General features: G+C 61.3%; 16 protein-coding genes. 8 read left to right on the top strand and 8 right to left on the bottom strand.

Annotation, left to right across the window (positions count from 1 at the left end; translation table 11 throughout):
- The first annotated feature begins 52 nt into the window (after positions 1-52).
- From FGE21_RS06675 to msrA, 7 genes are all read left to right on the top strand, one after another.
- Complete coding sequence (locus FGE21_RS06675; RefSeq protein ID WP_139662525.1) at positions 53-1,006, top strand: GlxA family transcriptional regulator; 954 nt, start codon at positions 53-55, stop codon at positions 1,004-1,006.
- Positions 1,007-1,165: 159 nt separating this feature from the next.
- Positions 1,166-2,971: an adenine deaminase gene (gene ade, locus FGE21_RS06670; RefSeq protein WP_139662524.1), complete on the top strand. Its 1,806-nt coding sequence runs from the start codon at positions 1,166-1,168 to the stop codon at positions 2,969-2,971.
- On the top strand, positions 2,964-4,430 hold the full coding sequence (locus tag FGE21_RS06665) for an AMP nucleosidase (protein ID WP_139662523.1): 1,467 nt from the start codon (positions 2,964-2,966) through the stop codon (positions 4,428-4,430). The genes ade and FGE21_RS06665 overlap by 8 nt, the downstream gene beginning before the upstream one ends.
- A 143-nt stretch (positions 4,431-4,573) precedes the next feature.
- Complete coding sequence (locus tag FGE21_RS06660; RefSeq protein WP_005618395.1) at positions 4,574-4,867, top strand: HU family DNA-binding protein; 294 nt, start codon at positions 4,574-4,576, stop codon at positions 4,865-4,867.
- Positions 4,868-5,028: 161 nt separating this feature from the next.
- Entirely contained in the window at positions 5,029-5,928 is a 900-nt protein-coding gene (locus tag FGE21_RS06655; RefSeq protein ID WP_139662522.1) for a DMT family transporter, read from the top strand.
- Positions 5,929-6,062: 134 nt separating this feature from the next.
- Complete coding sequence (gene msrB / locus FGE21_RS06650) at positions 6,063-6,512, top strand: peptide-methionine (R)-S-oxide reductase MsrB (RefSeq protein WP_139662521.1); 450 nt, start codon at positions 6,063-6,065, stop codon at positions 6,510-6,512.
- Entirely contained in the window at positions 6,509-7,024 is a 516-nt protein-coding gene (gene msrA, locus FGE21_RS06645) for a peptide-methionine (S)-S-oxide reductase MsrA (protein WP_139662520.1), read from the top strand. The genes msrB and msrA overlap by 4 nt, the downstream gene beginning before the upstream one ends.
- Before the next feature lie 85 nt (positions 7,025-7,109).
- Here msrA and FGE21_RS06640 read toward each other — a convergent pair whose 3' ends face one another.
- The 7 genes from FGE21_RS06640 to FGE21_RS06610 form a co-directional block, all read right to left on the bottom strand.
- Positions 7,110-9,116, bottom strand: coding sequence for a hydantoinase/oxoprolinase N-terminal domain-containing protein (locus tag FGE21_RS06640; RefSeq protein ID WP_139662519.1), 2,007 nt, complete (start codon positions 9,114-9,116; stop codon positions 7,110-7,112).
- A gap of 71 nt (positions 9,117-9,187) precedes the next feature.
- On the bottom strand, positions 9,188-10,237 hold the full coding sequence (gene queG / locus FGE21_RS06635; protein ID WP_139662518.1) for a tRNA epoxyqueuosine(34) reductase QueG: 1,050 nt from the start codon (positions 10,235-10,237) through the stop codon (positions 9,188-9,190).
- A 28-nt stretch (positions 10,238-10,265) separates the two neighbouring features.
- Entirely contained in the window at positions 10,266-10,931 is a 666-nt protein-coding gene (locus FGE21_RS06630) for a glutathione S-transferase family protein (protein ID WP_139662517.1), read from the bottom strand.
- Between the two features lie 68 nt (positions 10,932-10,999).
- Positions 11,000-11,740 carry a monofunctional biosynthetic peptidoglycan transglycosylase gene (gene mtgA / locus FGE21_RS06625; RefSeq protein ID WP_139662516.1) on the bottom strand — a complete coding sequence of 247 codons (741 nt, stop codon included), beginning with the start codon at positions 11,738-11,740 and terminating at the stop codon, positions 11,000-11,002.
- A 164-nt stretch (positions 11,741-11,904) separates the two neighbouring features.
- A complete protein-coding gene (gltB, locus tag FGE21_RS06620; RefSeq protein WP_139662515.1) occupies positions 11,905-16,437 on the bottom strand; it encodes a glutamate synthase large subunit in 4,533 nt (1,510 codons plus the stop codon).
- A complete protein-coding gene (locus tag FGE21_RS06615; protein ID WP_139662514.1) occupies positions 16,434-16,862 on the bottom strand; it encodes a GFA family protein in 429 nt (142 codons plus the stop codon). The genes gltB and FGE21_RS06615 overlap by 4 nt, the downstream gene beginning before the upstream one ends.
- A 118-nt stretch (positions 16,863-16,980) precedes the next feature.
- Positions 16,981-18,423: an NAD(P)-dependent oxidoreductase gene (locus tag FGE21_RS06610; RefSeq protein WP_139662513.1), complete on the bottom strand. Its 1,443-nt coding sequence runs from the start codon at positions 18,421-18,423 to the stop codon at positions 16,981-16,983.
- 235 nt (positions 18,424-18,658) lie between these two features.
- Between FGE21_RS06610 and FGE21_RS06605 the strand changes: the two genes are divergently transcribed.
- Positions 18,659-19,465, top strand: a complete 807-nt coding sequence (locus FGE21_RS06605) for an undecaprenyl-diphosphate phosphatase (RefSeq protein WP_139662512.1) — start codon at positions 18,659-18,661, stop codon at positions 19,463-19,465.
- 93 nt (positions 19,466-19,558) lie between these two features.
- Here the strand turns inward: FGE21_RS06605 and FGE21_RS06600 are convergent, their stop codons facing one another.
- Positions 19,559-20,548 carry a complex I NDUFA9 subunit family protein gene (locus FGE21_RS06600; protein ID WP_139662511.1) on the bottom strand — a complete coding sequence of 330 codons (990 nt, stop codon included), beginning with the start codon at positions 20,546-20,548 and terminating at the stop codon, positions 19,559-19,561.
- Positions 20,549-20,734 lie beyond the last annotated feature (186 nt).

The following is a 20,734-nucleotide window of genomic DNA, read 5'->3' as shown; positions in this document are numbered from 1 at the left end:
GCAGAGGGTATCGCTGGCCTAGAGTCCACTTCATGCAGGAAGGGCCGAAATCGTGCAGAAATGGACAAATGATCTCGCGTCGACGCAGCAGGTGGATGTTTTGCTGTTTGGCGATTTTTCGGCCCATTGCCTCGCCAATACGGTGGAACCTCTGCGGGCGGCGAATACTTTGGCACGGCGAGAGATCTATCGCTGGCGGTTCCTGTCTCTTGAGGGCGGAACTGCGGTGTCGTCCTCGGGCATGGAGGTCACCGCCCATGCCCGGCTGGGGGAGTGCCGGGGGGATATGCTGGTGGTGATGCCAAGCTATCATTTTCTACGCCACGATCACGCAGAGACACGCCGGTCCCTGCGGGCGGCGGCAACGCGCTATGGCGAGATTTCCGGATTTGACACCGGGCCGTGGCTTTTGGCCGCTGCCGGTTTGCTGGACGGGCGGCAGGCGACGATCCATTGGGACGAGTTTGACCGGATGGCCGAGGCCTTTCCCGAGGTGCGCATGGTCCGGTCGCGCTATGTACAGGACGGCAACCGCATCACATGCACCGGTGCACTGGCGGCGTTTGACCTGATGCTGGAGCGGATCGGCAGAACCCACGGGCAAGCGCTGCGTCTGGAGGTGGCGGCCCTGTTCATGAGCGCAGACAGCAGCGGATCCGGCCCGGAGACCGCGCTGGCCCGTACCCGGGTTGTGGCCCGCGCCGTGGACTTGATGCAGGCGCATCTGGAAGCGCCCCTGCCGATCCCCGAAATCGCCCGCCGGATCGGACGCCCCCGCAAGGATCTGGAGGCCCGCATGAAAGCCGATCTTGGCGCGACGCCCGCCACCGTGTACCGCAGGTTCAGGCTGATACTGGCCCGAAAACTCCTGTTAGAGACTGATATCAGCGTTTCAGAGGTCGCTCTTCGCACCGGATATGAGGATCCGAGCGCCCTGACCCGGGCCTTCCGGGCCGAGTTCAAAACCACACCCCGCGACCTGCGCCGCCAACATATGCAGGCCTGACAGATGCCCCTCTGGCCCGAACTCCTTCACGGTAATTTCACGGTGAGCAGGCAGCACATGGGCCGGGGCCCCGATCTTGTCCGGTCTGTGGGTCATGCGGCTGTTATGATCGCGGAATAGAGGACTTGCACCCCAGATCGCAATCATCAACAGTAGGTCATGACACACACGACTTTTCCAAGCTGGCCCGACGTCGCCCCCCTTTTGATCGAAACCGCCTCCGGCCGTGCTCCTGCGGACATGATCATCCGCAACGGCAAATGGGTGAATGTTCACACCCGAGAGGTGCTGGACAGCCATGACATTGCAATCAAGGCAGGCCGGGTGGCCTATGTGGGGCCGGATGCGTCCTATTGCATAGGACCGGACACACAGATCATCGAGGCCGAGGGGCGTTTCATGGTGCCCGGTCTGTGCGACGCGCATATGCATATCGAATCCGGCATGCTGACTCCTGCAGAATTCGCGCGTGCCGTGATCCCGCATGGCACCACTTCCATGTTCACCGACCCGCATGAAATCGCCAATGTGCTGGGGCTGGAAGGCGTGCGGCTGATGCATGACGAGGCCCTGTTGCAACCGGTGAACATCTACACCCAGATGCCATCCTGCGCGCCCTCGGCCCCGGGATTGGAGACCACCGGCTATGAGATTTCTGCCGAGGATGTGGCCGAGGCGATGACCTGGCCCGGCATCATCGGCCTGGGCGAGATGATGAATTTCCCCGGTGTGTCGAATGCCGACCCGAAAATGCTGGCTGAGATCGCCGCCACCCAAAGGGCGGGCAAGACCGTTGGCGGGCATTATGCCTCTCCCGATCTCGGAGCCGCCTTTGCGGCCTATGTGGCCGGTGGGCCTGCGGACGATCATGAGGGCACCTGCGAAGCGGATGCCATCGCGCGGATGCGTCAGGGAATGCGCGCGATGGTCCGTCTCGGCTCTGCCTGGTACGACGTGGAGGCGCAGATCACGGCGATCACCGAAAAGGGTCTGGATCCGCGCAATTTCATCCTGTGCACGGATGACTGCCATTCCGGCACATTGGTCAATGACGGCCATATGAACCGGGTGGTGCGCCATGCAATAGACTGCGGCTGTGATCCGGTGGTGGCGATCCAGATGGCGACGATCAATACCGCGACGCACTTTGGGCTGGAGCGTGAAATCGGATCAATCACCCCAGGGCGCCGGGCGGATGTCATCCTGACCTCGGACCTGCGGTCGCTGCCCATTGAGCTGGTGGTTGCCCGCGGGCAGATCGTCGCGGAATCAGGCTCTATCAAGGTCGAATGCCCGCATCTGGACTGGCCCCAGACCGCGCGTGGCACTGTGCATCTGGGGCATGAGCTGACCGCGAGGGACTTTGAACTGGCGGCGCCCGAGGGGGCGAATTCGGTCACGGCCAATGTCATCGGCGTCGTCGAAAATCAGGCCCCGACCAAAGCGTTGAAGGCCGAGCTGGCGGTCAGGGACGGGCTGGTCGAGGGCGACGATCAGGTGTGCCAGATTGCGCTGGTGGAACGGCACAGGGCCACGGGCGGCGTGACCAATGCCTTCGTCTCGGGGTTTGGCTATCAGGGCGATATGGCGATGGCCTCGACCGTGGCGCACGACAGTCACCACATGATCGTCGTGGGCACCGACCGGGCGCAGATGGCGTTGGCGGCCAATCGCCTTGCGGAGGTCGGCGGCGGCATTACCCTGTTTCGCGATGGTGCGGAACAGGCGCTGGTGGAATTGCCCATCGCCGGGTTGATGTCCGACAGGCCCGCTGCCGAAGTCGCGGCAAAGGCACAAAAGCTGGTCGAGGCCATGCAGGACTGTGGATGCCGGCTGAACAACGCCTATATGCAGCATTCACTGCTGGCCCTGGTGGTGATCCCGGAACTGCGGATCAGCGATCTTGGCCTTGTCGACGTCCGCACATTCACGAAAATTCCAGTAATCGAGCCGTTCAATGAGTGATATCAAGACCCCCCTTCTGCCCGCAGATGAGACCTATAACGACCCCAAGGCCGCAGTGGCCCGGCTGATCGAACTATATGATGCGGCGACCAATTTTCTCTGTGACGGGTTTATCGCCGCGATGAGCGCAGGCGCGTCGCCCGGCGGCCGTCTGCGGGCCTTCTATCCCGAAGTCCGGTTCACGACCACGACCTACGCCAAGGTGGACAGCCGGTTGAGCTTTGGCCATGTGGCGGATCCCGGCACCTATGCCACCACAGTCACCCGGCCGGAGCTGTTCCGGCACTATCTGGAACAACAGATCGGTTTGCTGATCAAGAACCACGACCAACCGGTGGTGGTCGGCGTGTCAAAGACCCCGATGCCGGTCCATTTCGCGGTTGCGTCGCGCCCGGGCCTGACCGTTCCCCAGGAAGGCGCCGCCCGGTTCCCCCTGCGGGACGTGTTCGACGTACCGGATCTGGCCACAACCAATGACGATATCGTCAACGGAACCCATATCCCCGAGAATGGTGTTGGTCCGCTGTCACTGTTCACCGCCCAGCGCGTGGACTATTCGCTGGCGCGGCTGGCTCATTATACGGCCACCGACCCGGATCATTTCCAGAACCATGTGTTGTTCACCAACTACCAGTTCTACGTCACGGAATTCGAGGCCTATGCCCGTGAACAACTGGCCAATCCGGACAGCGGCTATACCAGTTTTGTGTCGACCGGAAATGCCGAAATCACCGATTCGACGACCGAATTGCCTCCGACGCCAAAAATGCCGCAGATGCCGACCTACCATCTGAAACGGGCGGACGGCAGCGGCATCACCCTGGTGAACATCGGAGTCGGCCCCTCGAACGCAAAAACCGCGACCGACCATATCGCGGTGCTCCGCCCGCATGCCTGGGTGATGGTGGGGCATTGCGCGGGCCTGCGCAACAGTCAGGCGCTTGGGGATTTCGTGCTTGCCCATGCTTACCTGCGCGAAGACCATGTGCTGGACGATGACCTGCCGGTCTGGGTGCCGATCCCGGCGCTGGCGGAAATACAGGTCGCCCTGGAAGAAGCCGTGGAGCAGGAAACCGGTCTTGAAGGTTATGACCTCAAGCGGATCATGCGCACCGGCACCGTTGCCAGCCACGACAACCGAAATTGGGAATTGCGCGACCAATCCGGCCCGGTCCAGCGTCTGAGCCAGTCGCGCGCCATCGCCCTGGATATGGAAAGCGCCACAATCGCGGCCAATGGCTACCGGTTCCGGGTGCCCTACGGGACGCTTCTGTGCATTTCCGACAAGCCCCTGCACGGCGAACTGAAGCTGCCGGGCATGGCCTCGGACTTCTACCGGACCCAGGTTTCACGCCATCTGTTGATCGGAATAAAAGCAATGGAGCAGTTGCGGACAATGCCGCTTGAACGTCTGCACAGCCGAAAACTACGCTCTTTTGACGAAACCGCCTTCCTATAAGCGCGAAAATATGGTGTTTTCCCCTGAAAATCGGTTGATTGACGCTTGATCTTCTTCGCTACGCGTTGTGTTGTCCTACAACATAACGCTAAAGTTACGCGATGAGGCCCCAACACGTTGGGCAGTATCTAGGAGAATAAGTAATGTCCAAACCGATGACCAAAACTCAGCTTGTGGCCGCATTGGCTGAGGAAATGGACAGCGACAAGAAAACCGCTGGCGCCGCGCTGGATGCCGTCTGCAACCTGATCACCCGTGAAGTGTCCGGCGGTGGTGCCGTGACATTGCCCGGTGTCGGCAAAATCTACTGCCGCGAGCGTCCCGAGCGTGAAGTTCGCAATCCGGCCACCGGTGAGAAGTTCATGAAAGAAGCAGATAAGGTCGTGAAAATGACCATCGCCAAAGCGCTGAAAGACAGCGTAAACGGCGACGCTTGATCCCTTTGTGATCGAGTGCTTGTTTCGGGGCTGCCCTTTGGGGCGGCCCTTTTTCGTTGATCACTTTTCCTGCGCCGCAGCCCCCCTCAGGGGGAACGCCCCCTTGTTCAGCACAGAGATACCTGATTAGCCTGCCACCAAGATCACAGGAAGGGCGGCGGATGGACCTGAGAGCAATACTGATGGGGCTGACCTTTGCCCTCATGTGGTCCTCTGCCTTCACATCCGCGCGGATCATTGTGGCGGACGCCTCGCCATTGTTTTCGCTGGCGCTGCGATTTCTGGTCTCTGGCGTGATCGGTGTGATGATCGCGCGCGCGATGGGCCAGTCCTGGCGCCTGTCCCCGAGCCAGTGGAAAGCGACAATCCTGTTCGGCATCTGCCAGAACGCGCTCTATCTCGGCTTGAATTTCGTCGCGATGCAGTGGATCGAGGCCTCGCTGGCGGCGATCATTGCCTCGACCATGCCATTGCTGGTGGCCCTTGCGTCTGTTGTGCTGTTTCGCGAAAGGATCCGGCCGCTTGGCGCGTTGGGCTTGCTGGCCGGGGTGGCCGGTGTTGCGCTGATCATGACTCCCCGGATCAGCGCCGGGGTCGACCTCATGGGGATCGGCCTGTGTGGATTGGGCGTTGTTGCGCTGACGGCCGCCACCCTTGCCCTGCGTGGTGCCACATCGGGGGGAAACTTCATGATGGTGGTCGGGTTGCAGATGTTGATTGGCTCGGCCGTTCTGTTTCCCGCCGCGATCGCCTTTGAGACCATCCACGTCACGCTGACATGGCCACTTGTCTTCGCCTTCGCCTACACAACCTTGGTACCGGGATTGGCCGCGACCCTGATCTGGGTGCTGTTGCTCAATCGGATCGGAGCAATCCGCGCGGCCACGTTCCATTTCCTCAATCCGGTGTTCGGGGTCGCCGTCGCCAGCCTGCTGCTTGGCGAAAACCTCGGCAGACTGGACGTCGTGGGCGTCTGTGTGGTGACATTCGGCATCCTCGCCGTGCAGCTGTCGCGGCAACCTGCGGCATCTGTTGTGCCGGCGGCCACAGGCGCAAGATGACATCACCGACGGAGCTGACGATCACTTTTCGGGGTGGCCGGTACTCTCATGTCGCCGCCCTCTTGCGGTTCACAGTTTGAAAGCGCAGTGTCCAACCCCATCTATTGGCTCAGAAGATCAAGTGGGAGGGCCCGATGACCACATTTTTCAAGAACCCCGACGCCATCGCTGCACTGTCGGAGGAAGAATTCTACGTCACCCAGAACGCAGGCACCGAACGCCCGGGAACCGGAAAGCTACTCAACAACACGGAACCGGGCATCTATGTAGATATCGTGTCGGGCGAGCCGTTGTTTGCCTCTGCGGATAAATTCGAAAGCGGCTGTGGCTGGCCGAGTTTCACCAAGCCGATCGAGACCGCCCATGTGCAGGAGATCGAAGACCGCAGCCTCGGCATGATCCGCACAGAGGTCAGGTCCACCCATGGGGACAGCCATTTGGGGCATGTCTTTCCTGACGGGCCGGCCGACCGGGGCGGTTTGCGCTATTGTATCAACTCGGCGTCCCTGCGCTTTATCCATCTCGACGACATGGAGGCGGAGGGCTATGGCGCCTATATTCACCAAGTGGAGGATCACCGATGAGCAAACCCGAACGTGCTGTTCTCGCGGGGGGGTGTTTCTGGGGCATGCAGGAGCTGATCCGCAACCGCAAAGGGGTGCTGGCCACGCGTGTCGGCTACACCGGCGGCGATGCTCCCAACGCGACCTACCGCGATCACGGAACCCATGCGGAAGCGATTGAGATCATCTACGATCCTGCGCTGACCTCATACCGCGAGATGCTGGAGTTCTTTTTTCAGATCCATGACCCCTCGACGGAAAACCGCCAGGGGAACGATCTGGGGATGAGCTACCGATCCGCGATCTACTATGTCGACGACCATCAGAGGCGTGTTGCCGAAGACACCATCGCCGACGTCGATGCCTCTGGTCTGTGGCCCGGCAAAGTCGTCACCGAGCTGGAGCCTGCCGGTGAATTCTGGGAAGCCGAACCGGAGCATCAGGACTATTTGCAGCGTCTCCCGAATGGCTACACCTGTCATTTTGCCCGGCCGGATTGGGTGCTGCCGAAACGCTCCGAGGCCGCCGAATAGCCGTGATCAGAGCCTGAATTTCGGATCAGGCGCCGCGGCCCTTTCCAATTGGGGTATCCCGAGGGAAAGGGCCGGTGCCTTTTTACTATCCCCGGGCGACGCGCGGCCGGCCGCTTGCTTCGACAGTGATCGTTGCTTCGACAAAGACATTGCGGGCTTCGACCTCTGCCGTTCTGATATCCCGGTCGACATGGACGTGGATGTCCCCCGCGCCTGCGGCCCTGGCCTCTGCGCTGGCAAGCTGCCGGAGGTCCTGCTCCAATGCGTCCATCGCATCTGCACTGTCATTGAAATCCTGCGGCCCGGTGTCAAAATGCACCCTGAATCGCCCCTCGGACGGAGATGTCACCGTCCCCCTGCGTCGCTGCGTGATCCGCCCCACAACCGCGCCAATGGCATTGGCCACGCCTGCGTGCTCCGGCAGGATCATCCCGCACCGCAAACGCGCACCCACCGCAGGGTAGTAGGTGGATGCAGAGGCCCCAAGGCCAATCACATCCACATTCACGCGGGCATCCATGGCAATGAGCCCCTTGTGGCCAGCGAGGCCTCTCTGCAGCAGGACATGACCGGCCAGCACTTGCGGGTCACCGGGAAACTGTGCCTGCTCTTCTGCAAAAACAGTCTCTAACAAGGTCAGAACGGTCTGTTCAGTCAATTGATCCACGATCATCCGCGCCAGTGTTTCGGCATCTTTTGCCACCGCGTCGCCGCTGCCAACCCTGCGACGCGCAAAGAGGTCCAGCGCTTTTTGCGCCGCGTCCTGGTCCCAGGCTGACGCAGTGCCCAGAGCATGGCTGGCATCCGAGGGGGTGAGGCCGGCCATTTGAACCAGGCCGCGATCTATCAATCGGCTGAGCGCGCCCTGCTCCATCCGGCTGCGCAGGACAGCCGCCAGCGGGTGAACCTCGGTCCCGATACGCGCCAGGACGGCGGCCTCGCGCTCGGTCAGGCCGACGGTCGACTGACCGATGACAGCGCGCACGAACCGTCCGTCGTATTCCCCCACCACCGTGGCCCGAAGCTGTGCATCGAGCGCGGCGTGAACCACCTCAGGCGCGTCGGTCGCAATCAAAGACACCGGCAGAACCCGCCGCGGGCCAAGCGTCACCCCTCCACCGAGCCCCTCTGTCTTGAGATGAACCTGGCTATCGCCGCCAAGGCCGGTCGTGCGCATCGCCACCGCCTCGACCATGGTGCGGAACCCACCAACCTCCGCACCGGCGGGATCAATTTTCGGCAGCCCCCGTTCAATCAGGGCGACGTCGGTCGTTGTGCCACCGATATCGGCGACAATGGCGTTCTCCGCGCCGGTCATCCAACGCGCACCGACGATGGAGGCCGCCGGTCCGCTCAGGATCGTCTCGATGGGACGGACACGCGCCTGCTCTGCCGACATAAGAGCGCCATCCCCGCGCACAACCATCATCGGCGCCCGGATGCCGAGCGCGTCGAGGGTCTCGGCGGCCCGACCGATCAGGCCATCGATCATGCCGACCAGACGCGCGTTCAATACCGCGGTCAGCGCCCGCTTGGGGCCATTGAGCTTTGCGCTCAATTGATGGGAGCTGGTAACCGGCACGCCCGTTCGCGCCTGGATGATCCGGGCGGCTTCGATTTCATGCGCGGGGTTGCGCGTGGCAAACAGACCCGCAACGGCAAAACCGCTCACGCCGGCGGCTTCAGTGTCGAGGAACGACAGGAGCGCCTCGGTGTCGAGAGGGTTGGCTTCGCTCCCGGCATGGGTGTGACCTCCGCTCAGGATCAATGCCGGATCGCCCTTCAGCGCCTCGCGCAGACCGTGCCGCTCCAGATCCGACGCGGCAAATCCGATATAGATCAGCGCCACCCGGCCGCCCTGCCCCTCCACCAGCGCATTGGTGGCCAGGGTTGTCGACAGCGCCGCCAGCGACACCTCTGACGGCGACACGCCGGATTGGTCCAGCACCGCCCGGACAGCGCCGCCGATGCCGATGGCCAGATCCTGTCTGGTGGTGAGCGATTTAGCCGTGGCCACGACCTCGGTCTCGTCCCGGATGAGAACGGCATCGGTGTAGGTGCCACCTGTATCGACCCCAAGCAACAGCGCCATTGCAACCTCTTTTAATCTGTCCCTGACTGTCGGGTTTAGCCACCTCCGGCGTCACGTCCAGCCTATTTGCGTCATGTCAGCCGCTGAACCGCCCAGCGGGCAGCATCAGCGACCGCCGGATCCGGATCGGAACACAGCCCCTGAGCCACCGACCTGAGGGCGGGGGTGCGGGAATTTCCGATGGCATAGAGGACATTGCGCACGAAACGATCCCGGCCAATGCGCTTGATCGGGGACCCGGAGTAGGTTTCCCGAAATGTCGCATCGTCCAGCTGCGCCAACTCGGCCAGCGGGGGCGCGACAGTGCCAGCCCGCGCGGCATATCGCAGATCGGAGGCCTCCACCGCAAATTTGTTCCAGGGACAGGCTGCGAGACAATCGTCGCAGCCGTAGATGCGGTTTCCCAGCTTGCTGCGCAGCTCCAGCGGGATGGGGCCCTTATGCTCGATGGTGAGATAGGAAATGCAGCGCCGACCGTCGAGCTGATAGGGGGCGGGAAACGCCTCCGTCGGGCAGGCCGTCAGACAGGCCCGGCAGGACCCGCAGCGGTCCGGCTCTGCCCGGTCGTCCGGCAGATCAAGAGTGGTGAAAATAGACCCTAAAAAGGCCCAATTCCCCCAATCCCGGCTCACAAGATTGGTGTGCTTGCCCTGCCAACCCAGACCGGCCGCCTGCCCCAGTGCCTTTTCGGGCACCGGCGCGGTGTCCACAAAAACCTTGACCTGGGTCGCCTCGCCAGCCTCGGAGATCAACCAGCGGGCAAGCCGTTTCAAGCGCTTTTTGACCAGATCGTGATAGTCCTTGCCCCGGGCATAGACCGAGATCGCCGCGCGATCCTGCAGCCCAACAACCTCCATCGGGTTTTCATCAGGCGTGTAGCTCTCTGCCAGCATGATCACCGACCTTGCCTCTGGCCAAAGCGCGGCCGGATCCCCGCGCCAGTTTGCGCGCTCCTCCATCCAGGACATCTGGCCGTGATAGCCGGCATCCAGAAAGGACCGCAATCGAGCCGGGACATCCGGGACATCCCACGGACGGCAAATGCGGGCAGCAACAAAGCCCTCTTTCAGGGCCTGTGCAACCAGACGATTTTTCAGATCTTCCTGCTCTAATTGGGGCATTTGGCCCTACTTTCGGCGCAACGCCAGCTCAGAAATCCAGATCGGCATAGTGTGACGGCGGCCTGAACCCCGGCACCTGATCAGCGAGAATGGAGCGGAATGCCGGGCGCGACTTGATCTTGGCGTACCAGTCTTTCACCACTGCCGAGCGGTTCCAGTCCACATCCGAAATATAGTCTAGCGACGAAAGATGCGCGGCGGCGGCGAAATCCGCCAGCGTCATGTGATCCCCCGCCAGCCAACGTCGGTGGTCCAGCAGCCAGGACAGGTAGTCGATGTGATATTTGATCGCCTTGGCTCCGGATTTGACATTCGTGCTGTCAGGATAGCCTTCGCCGGTCATTTTCTTGTTCACCCGCTCGTAGAGCAGCTTTGACGTCACCTCGCGGTGAAACTTGTCGTCAAACCAGCTCACCAACCTGCGGACTTCCAAACGCTCGGCCGGTTTCTTTGGCATCAGCGAAGGGTCCGGGCGGGTTTCTTCGATATATTCGCAGATGGCGGCGCTTTCGGCCATCAGCATGCCGTCAAGACGCAGAACGGGAACCTTGGCGGCGGGGTTTCGGCGCAGGAAATCGGCATCCTTGTCCCAATATCGTTCCTCGACAAGCTCCACCTCGATCTTCTTTTCCGCAAGCGACAGGCGCACTTTTCGACAGAATGGGGACAGGGGGACATGATAGAGACGAGCCATTGGGGTCCTGCGCTCTCCGAAATTGGGGGGACGTTTTCCTCAAGCAATGCCTTGCCCGGGCGAAAACTTCAATGCTCGAAACACGCGGCGCGGCCGTCACGCTCGATGGTTGCGGCCCCGTCGACGATCTGACGGGCCCTTTTGCGCATAAAATTGCCGGGCTGAGCCGCGGAGCGATCTTTGGGATTGGGCAAGAGGGCTGCGATCAACGCTGCCTGCTGCGGGCTGAGCCGGTCAGGGCCGGTCCCGAAATAATGCCGCGCGGCAGCGTCAGCCCCAAAGATCCCCTCGCCCATTTCGGCGACGTTCAGATAGACCTCGACGATACGCCGCTTGCTCCAGGTCGCCTCGACAACCGGGGTGATGAAGGTTTCAAGCGCCTTTCGGACCCAGCTTCGCCCCTGCCAGAGAAAGACATTCTTGACCACCTGCTGAGTGATCGTCGATGCGCCACGACTGGCCCCGGCCTCCAGCGCGGTGCGGATCGCGTCCACATCGAACCCCCAATGGGCACAAAACCGGGCGTCCTCTGCGGCCACTACGGAGCGGGCGAGGACCGGTGCGATATGTTCGATCGGAACCCACTCCCGATCCACCTCGCCCAGACGGCGTTTTTCGGACCAGATCGTGTGGGTGGTTGGCGGATTCACCACCGAAAACAGCAGGATCAGAGCGAACAGGAACGCAAGCACCGCAAGCGCGGCCCGAAACAGGCGGCGGCGCAAACGACCCCAAAGCGCACGGGGACTGAACCGCGCGGCTTTTGATTTGGATGTCCGGGATGTCGTCTTGCGTGCTGCCTTTGCCATACCCCTCTATAGGGCAGAGGCTGGGCCCTCTCCAACCGGGAAAATCCCTGGTCGGGCAACTTCCGCCAAATCGCGCAGCACGATAAAAAAGACCCCGCAGGCCGAAGCACCGCGGGGTTTAGTTTCAGGAATAAGAGGATCTCTTATTCTCGGGGATTTCAGGACTACTCTGCCGGAACTGCCGGTTGCTCCAGAGTGATCGGATGCGATATTTTATTGAGCATCTCCTTCGGGCAGATCTGCAGGAAGTGCGACTTTTCCGCTTCCCAATGCTGCAGGATTTCAACGGCCTTGCGGCTGCCGGTTTCCTTCAGGTGACTTTCGATGAGAGACTTCAGCTCCGCTTCCCAATGATCGACGGTGACCGGGCAGGTGACGATGCTCTCCATGTTCAGCAGATCCTGCGCCATGCCGTCGGGATCATAGAGATAGGCCATGCCCCCGGTCATCCCGGCGCCGAAGTTTGCACCGATACTGCCGAGAATCACGGCCACACCGCCGGTCATATACTCACACCCATTGGTGCCGCAGCCCTCAATGACCACCTTGGCACCGGAGTTCCTGACCGCGAATCGCTCGCCCGCGCGGCCCGCCGCAAAGAGATAGCCATCGGTCGCACCATAAAGGACAGTATTGCCCACGATGGTGTTTTCCGCGGCAGTCAGCGGGCTGACCTGCGGCGGACGCACCACAATAATTCCGCCGGACAGGCCCTTGCCAACATAGTCATTGGCATCGCCTGAAACCTCCAGCTTCAGACCCGGAGCCGCAAAAGCGCCCAGCGATTGACCGGCAGAGCCCTGCAGCTTCACCGTCAGGTGGTCGGGCTGCAGCGTGTTGCGCATGCCGAAGTTGCGCACGATATGGCTGGAGGTGCGGGTTCCGACCGTCCGGTGCGTGTTCTGCACCGCGTAGGACAGTTGCATCTTTTCGCCGTCCTTCAGGAACCGGGCGGCGTCGCGCACGATTTCCGCATCCAGCGTATCAGGCACCTCATTGCGGGGCTTGTCGCGGTTATACACAATGCTGGCAGAGCCATCGACGGTGATCAGCAGCGGGTTCAGGTCGAGATCATCGAGATGCGCAGACCCCCGCGAGACCTGTGCCAGAAGGTCGGCGCGGCCGATCACCTCATCCAGGCTCCGTGCGCCGATGGAGGCCAGGATCTCGCGCACTTCCTGCGCGTAGAAGGTGATCAGGTTCACGACCTTGTCGGCATTGCCGGTGAACTTGCCGCGCAGGGCCTCATCCTGGGTACAGACACCCACGGGGCAGGTGTTGGACTGACACTGACGGACCATGATGCAGCCCATGGCAATGAGCGCGGCGGTGCCGATACCGTATTCCTCGGCTCCCATCATCGCCGCCATGACAATGTCACGACCGGTGCGCAGACCGCCATCCGTCCGCAGCGTGACACGCCCCCGAAGATTGTTCATCGCCAGCACCTGATGCGCCTCAGTGAGGCCCATCTCCCACGGCAGGCCCGCGTATTTGATCGAGGTCGCCGGAGAGGCCCCGGTGCCACCGTTGTGACCCGAAATCAGGATGATGTCGGCTTTGGCCTTGGCCACGCCCGCAGCAATCGTACCGACACCGGAAGAGGAGACGAGCTTCACCGTCACTTTGCATCGCGGGTTGATCTGCTTCAGGTCGTAGATCAGCTGTGCCAGATCCTCGATCGAGTAGATGTCGTGGTGCGGCGGCGGCGAGATCAGCGTCACGCCCTTGGTGGAATGACGCAGCCGCGCGATCAGATCGGTGACCTTCATCCCCGGCAACTGGCCACCCTCGCCAGGTTTGGCCCCCTGCGCGACCTTGATCTCAAGCTCCTCACACTGGTTGAGGTATTCGGCAGTGACACCGAAACGGCCCGACGCCACCTGTTTGATCTTTGCGGAGGGGTTGTCGCCATTGGCTTCCGGCACGAAATGCGCCGGATCCTCGCCGCCTTCGCCAGAGTCGGATTTGGCGCCGATCCGGTTCATGGCCACGTTCAGGGTCTTGTGCGCTTCGGGCGACAGCGCGCCGAGCGACATGCCCGGGGTGACAAAGCGTTTGCGGATCGAGGTAATCGATTCCACTTCCTCGATCGGGATCGCCTTGCCCAGAGGTTTGATATCCAGAAGGTCGCGCAGGTGGATCGGCGGGTTCGACTGCATCTTGGCGGAATACTGCTTCCACATCTCGAACGAAGCGCGGTTGCATGCCATCTGCAACATATGCATCGAGGTCGCTTCCCAGGCGTGGGTTTCACCCGTTTTACGCGCCTTGTAGAAGCCTCCGATGGGCAGCACGCCCTCGGGCATATTCCAGCCCCGGTCGTGGATTTCCTCGGATTTCACCTGGATACCGGACACACCGATCCCGGAAATCCGGGAGGTCATGCCGGGGAAATACTCCGCCACCATGGCGCGGCTGAGACCAACGGCCTCAAAATTCAGACCGCCGCGATAGGAGGAAATCACCGAGATGCCCATCTTGGCCATGATTTTCAAAAGCCCCTGATCGATGGCTTCGCGGTAGCGGGCGACATTCTCTGTCAGGGTGCCGTCCAGAAGGCCACGTTCGATCCGGTCTGCCAGAGAATCCTCGGCCAGATAGGCGTTCACAACCGTCGCGCCACAGCCGATCAGAACCGCGAAGTAATGCGGATCGATGCATTCCGCGGCCCGGACGTTCAACGAACAGAAGGTCCGCAGACCCTGCCGGATCAGATGCGAGTGCACGGCAGAGGTGGCAAGGATCATGGGCATTGCAATCCGGCCGGGGCCGGAGAATTGATCGGTCAGAACGATATGCCCGGCGCCAGAGCGCACGGCCTCTTCGACCTCGGCCCGGATGCGCGCCAATGCACTGTGCAGGGACCGTTCGCCCGGTTCGAAGGTACAGTCGATTTCTGCCAGCTTGGAGCCCAAATTCTCGATCAGGCTGTCCCATTGCGCATTGCCGACAAAGGGGCTCTCCAGCACCACGATTTCGGTCTGGGAACTGTCTTCGTCCAAAACGTTCTTGAGGTTGCCGAACCGTGTTTTCAGGCTCATCACGCGGAATTCGCGCAAGGAGTCGATCGGCGGGTTGGTCACCTGAGAGAAGTTCTGGCGGAAGAAATGGCTCAAGGGGCGGTATTTCTTGGACAGAACCGCCGAGGGCGTATCATCCCCCATCGAAGCAAGGGTTTCCTTGCCATCTTCGGCCATGGGCGACAGGATTTGCTCCAGCTCCTCGACCGTGTAGCCGGCAGCGATCTGACGACGCCGCAGCTCCTCGCCGGTGAACAGCGGCGTTTCGGTCACGCCGCCCAGAACCACGTCCAGATCGTTGACCTTTTCGACCCAGTCGCCGAAGGGCAGCGCCCGGGCAAGTTTGTCCTTGATTTCAACATCGTGGTACAGCTGACCCTTCTGCATGTCGACGGCCAGCATCTGGCCGGGACCAAGGGCGCCCTTTTCAACCACGGAAGCCTCGTCAATCGGCACCATGCCCGCCTCGGAGCCCGCGATGACGAGACCGTCACCGGTCACCACGTAGCGCATCGGGCGCAGGCCATTGCGGTCCAGACCGGCGCAGACCCAGCGGCCATCGGTCATCGCCAGCGCGGCGGGGCCGTCCCAGGGTTCCATCACCGCGTTGCAATAGGAATACATGTCCCGCCAGGCCTGCGGCAGCTCTTCGGCCTGCTTGGACCAGCTCTCGGGCACCAGCATGGTTTTCGCCATCGGCGCCGACCGCCCGGCGCGGACCAGCACCTCAAACACCGAGTCGAGCGCGGCCGAGTCGGACGAGCCATTGGCGACGATCGGTTTGATGTCTTCGGCATGGTCGCCAAAGGTGGAACTGGCCATGCGGATCTCATGGCTTTTCATCCAGTTCAGGTTGCCCTTCAGGGTGTTGATCTCACCGTTGTGGGCCAGCATGCGGAAGGGCTGGGCCAGCCACCACTGTGGGAACGTGTTGGTCGAATAGCGCTGGTGATAGATCGCGAAAGCAGATTCGAACCGCTCGTCCATCAGATCCGGGTAGAAAACGGCAACCTGCTCCGCCAGCATCATGCCCTTGTAGATGATCGAACGGCAGGACAGCGACGCAATATAGAGCGCACCGACCTGCGCGGCAGCGGCGGCTTTTTCGATCCGGCGCCGAATGACATAGAGCTCCCGCTCAAAGGTCTCCTCGTCGACGCCTTTGGAGTTCGAGATCAGGATCTGCTCGATCTCGGGACGGGTGGCATTGGCCTTTTCGCCGAGGCACGTCACATCGACCGGCACGTGGCGCCAGCCGTAGATATAGTAGCCCATGCGCAGGACTTCTGCTTCGACGATGGTCCGGCAGGTCTCCTGCGCACCGAAATCCGTGCGTGGCAGGAACACCTGTCCAACCGCCATCAGCTCATCTTCGCGCGGAAGGTGGCCGGTGCGTTTTACCTGATCATGAAAGAACGGGACCGGGATCTGCACGTGGATACCGGCGCCGTCACCGGTTTTCCCGTCCGCATCCACAGCGCCCCGGTGCCAGATCGCGCGCAGGGCGGCAATTCCGGCATCAACGACTTTGCGGCTCTTGGAGCCATCAACGGAGACGACAAGTCCGACCCCACAGGAGGAATGCTCCTCTTCTTCGGAGTAGAGGCCGTTCTCGGCCATCCACTTGCGCTTGGCTTCTTCGGCCCGAACCCAGTTGTCATCATATTTGGTCATTGGCTGTTTCCTTCTTCGGAAGGGGCAAACATTGCTATGGTTTCTTCTGTGGTCATTTTCCGATGGTTGCCGGACAGATCGTAGCCGTCCGGTGTCATATCCTCGAAAAACTCCAGCTTGAGCGGTGCGCCGGCGGCATTTTCAAACAAGCCGGCGGCAGGGTGCCGGGCGCCGTCATGAACGGTGCCATACCAGAGCGTGGATCCGCAGATCTCGCAGAAGCCCCGCTCGGCCCAGTCGGAGGACCGGTATGATTTCGCAGGCCCATCCACCGTCAGGCTGCCCTCTGTGATGGCGAGGGACAGGAACATGGAACTGGTATGGCGTCGGCACATGTCACAATGACAAGCGCGCAGGATCGGATTGTCCACAGAGGCGGTCAGCGTGACCGCGCCACACAGGCACTGTCCTTTCACGTCTCTCATTATGGGTCCTCCTGATTAATCGGTCATCTCTGCTGACCTGTTCGATAGATGTGCTGAGCTGCACGGCGGAACGGTGAAATCCCCTGACCGGTTCACCCGGCACCTTCTCCGCGACAACTCACTCTGCCGCGATCGCAGCCTTCACGTTGAACCGGTCAAGGATTGCTTCCGCACAATCGCGGCCATCCTTGATCGCCCAGACCACCAGAGACGCGCCGCGCACGATGTCACCCACGGCATAGACCCCATCAAGGTTGGTCGCACCGGTGCGGAATTCTGCCTTGATGGTGCCCCAGCGGGTCACCGGCAAATTCGGCTGATCCCACAGCGTCGGGAGATCTTCAGGCTCGAACCCGAGCGCCTTGATGACCAGATCGGCATCTTCGACATAGTCAGCGCCTTCGATCACCTCCGGGGCCTGACGACCGGATGCATCGGGCTGGCCCAGACGCATTTTCTGCACCATGACGCCCGCAACCTTGCCATCGGCATCGGTGAACCCCTTGGGCGCGGAGAGCCATTCAAAGACGACGCCTTCTTCCTCGGCGTTCTGAACTTCGCGCTGGGATCCCGGCATATTCGCGCGGTCGCGGCGATAGAGACATTTGACCGATTTGGCGCCCTGACGGATCGAGGTCCGGACGCAATCCATAGCGGTATCACCCCCACCGATGACAACGACGTTCTTGCCTTCGGCGTTGTATGTGCCGTCTTCATATTCCGGAACGCGATCGCCGAAATTGGCGACCCGGTTGGAGGCGGTGAGGAAATCAATCGCCTTGACGATCCCTGTCGCACCGGAGCCGGGCATGGCCAGATCACGCGATTTATAGACCCCCGTCGCAATGATGATGGCGTCATGCTTGGCCCGGATATCCTCAAACGAGACATCCTCGCCGATGTTGCAGTTCATCACGAATTTGACGCCGCCATCCGCAAGCAATTGGTTGCGGCGCATCACCACGTCTTTTTCCAGCTTGAAGCCGGGAATACCGTAGGTCATCAGCCCGCCGGCGCGATCATAGCGGTCATAGACCGTGACCTGTACGCCCGCTTTGCGCAGCATGTCAGCCGCCGCAAGCCCGCCTGGACCCGCGCCGATGATCCCGACGGATTCGCTGCGTTCCTGGCGGGGTGCATTCGGCTTCACCCAGCCTTTTTCCCACGCCGTATCAGTAATGTACTTCTCGACCGCGCCGATGGTGACGGTTCCGTGGCCGGATTGCTCGATCACACAGTTGCCTTCGCACAGGCGGTCCTGCGGACAGATGCGGCCACAGATCTCAGGAAAGGTATTGGTCGCCTGACTGGTGGCATAGGCCTCTTCCAGGCGGCCGGTTGCGGTCAACCGGAGCCAATCGGGAATATTGTTGTGCAGCGGACAGTGAGTCTGGCAATACGGCACGCCACATTGGCTGCAACGGCTGGATTGTTCCGCCGCTTTTGCAGCAGCGAATTCCGCATAGATTTCGTCGAAGTCTTCCCTGCGCGTTTCAGCATTGCGCTTCTCGGGCATATCGCGATCAATTTTCACGAACTTCAGCATCGGTTGCTTGGCCACGGCGAAACTCTCCTTCTGGCTGGCGGCGACGGTAGAAAACCTCCGGTTCCGAATTAATGTCAGCTATACTGACCTATTTTCGGACTTCTCCGCCTTGAATACCGCTTTCGTTGGTATTGTACAGTATTTTTAGGTCCGATGCGGATCTAAAATCAGACTTCCTATTAAAATCAAAGGGGTTATACATATTTGCATAGCATATGCGCTTTCTCCCCTCTCCCCGGACTCCGTCTTGATGCCATTATTCCAATTATTGCTCGTTGCCTTGATTCAAGGCATTACCGAATTCCTGCCCGTCTCCTCGTCCGGCCACCTGATTCTGCTGCCAGAGCTGACCGGCATGTCCGATCAGGGCCAGGCCATCGACGTGGCCGTACACGTTGGAACGCTTGCAGCGGTGGTGTTCTATTTCTGGGGCGACGTTCGGGAGGGGCTGGCAGGGCTGCCACGGGCCCTGACGGGCCGACGCGACACGCCGGGCGCCCGGTTGGCAACCGGGTTGATCCTCGCCACCATACCTACCGTTCTTTTCGGTGCCTTTCTTCATTTCACCGGCCTCAGCGACGCATTGCGATCAATCGCCGTGATCGGCTGGACAATGCTTGGCTTCGGCCTTGTCCTCTATGTGGCCGACCAATGGGGAGACACCCACAAGAGCATGGCAGACTGGGGCCCGCGCGACGCTTTGATCATGGGGATGTGGCAGATGATCGCCCTGATCCCCGGCACCTCACGCTCCGGCATCACCATCACTGGAGCGCGCCAGCTGGGCTACAGCCGGGAGGAAGGCGCGCGCGTGGCCATGCTGATGTCGATCCCCACGATTATCGCATCGGGCGTGCTCCTCGGGACCGAAGTGGCTCTGGACGCGGATGTGAGCTTGATGCGGGACATGGCGCTCGCGGCGCTTCTGTCCATGATCTCGGCGCTCGCCGCTCTGGCCCTGATGATGCGGCTGCTGAAATCGGTCAGCTTCACGCCCTATGTGATCTACCGCGTGCTGCTCGGCCTTCTGCTGCTGGCCATCGCCTACACACAGTGACACCCCCCCATTGCCCCCAATGAAAAAGGCGCGGAAGCAAACCGCGCCTTGTGAATTCTGGGAAAGCTGGCTCCGGGGTTTCAGTGCCGCGCGTCAGATGTCGCCCTGCAGATTTCGGGCAGATTTCATCAGCTCGTCATATTGGCCCGAGGGGCGGAATTTCCACAGGTAATCCGGCAGGACAGACCCCATGGTCACCGGCTCGACGCCCAGATCGGCCAGCCCCTTGGCCCCGTCAGAAACGACATTGTCCGCCTGCAGGGATTTCAGCTGGTCGCGGGTCAGCAGCGTATTCTGAAACAGGCCGAAGGATGCAGTTTGCGCGAGATCAAAACCCGCAGCCATCATCCGCGCCACGAAATTCGGCAGTGACACCACCAGACGACGCCGGCTGATCACCTGAAGCATGTCCTCCATCAGAGCGGTAAAGCTCTTCACCTCCGGCCCGCCGAGTTCGTAGACACCCGGCTGCGCATCACCCAGAAGCCCGGACACCGCAGCCTTTGCCACGTCGTCCACATAGACCGGCTGAAATCTGGTGGCGCCACCTGCGATGGGCAGAACCGGGCCGAGCCGCGTCATCGCAGCAAACCGGTTGAAGAATTGGTCCTCGGCGCCAAAAATCACCGAGGGGCGCAGGATGATCGCATCGGGGAAAGCCTCCCGCACTGCGGCCTCACCTTCGGCTTTGGTCCGGGCATATTCACTCTCGCCCTCCGCATCGGCGCCGATAGCAGACAGATGAACCAGCTTCTCCACCCCCTGTTCGGCGGCGATACGGGCGATGCGTCCGGCGCCTTCGGCCTGCACGGCGGAAAAGGTGTTCTTTCCGGTCTCATTCAGGACACCGACGCAGTTCACAACCGCATCCGCACCGACCATCACGGCAGAGACTGAGGCGTCGTCACGGATATTGCAGAACACCGGCTCTACCTGACCCGGAACGCCATATGGTTTTACATGCATGGCCTCATTCGGGCGACGCACCGCGACACGGACGCGCCAGCCAGCTTTTGCCATGCGGCGGGCAATATACCGACCGACAAACCCCGACCCGCCATAAATGGTGACCAGTTTGGACATGACTTGGCTCCTCTCGCGCTAGCTCTTCGTCCGATCTACCGCCCCATGCCCTGTCAAACAAGGCGCAAAACGCCGCCGAAGGCCCTCAGGGCCGCGTTACGGGCGGCCGCGCCACAGGATTCTGCGAAGAATGTGAATTATCTGTTTGACGCTCTGCACGACTCCGCTTATATGCCGCCAACACGA

It is taken from the genome of Phaeobacter sp. B1627 (assembly GCF_006265095.1).
GTDB lineage: Bacteria > Pseudomonadota > Alphaproteobacteria > Rhodobacterales > Rhodobacteraceae > Epibacterium.
Note: the sequence above shows the minus strand (reverse complement) of the source record. Positions and strands in the feature narration are given on the sequence as shown.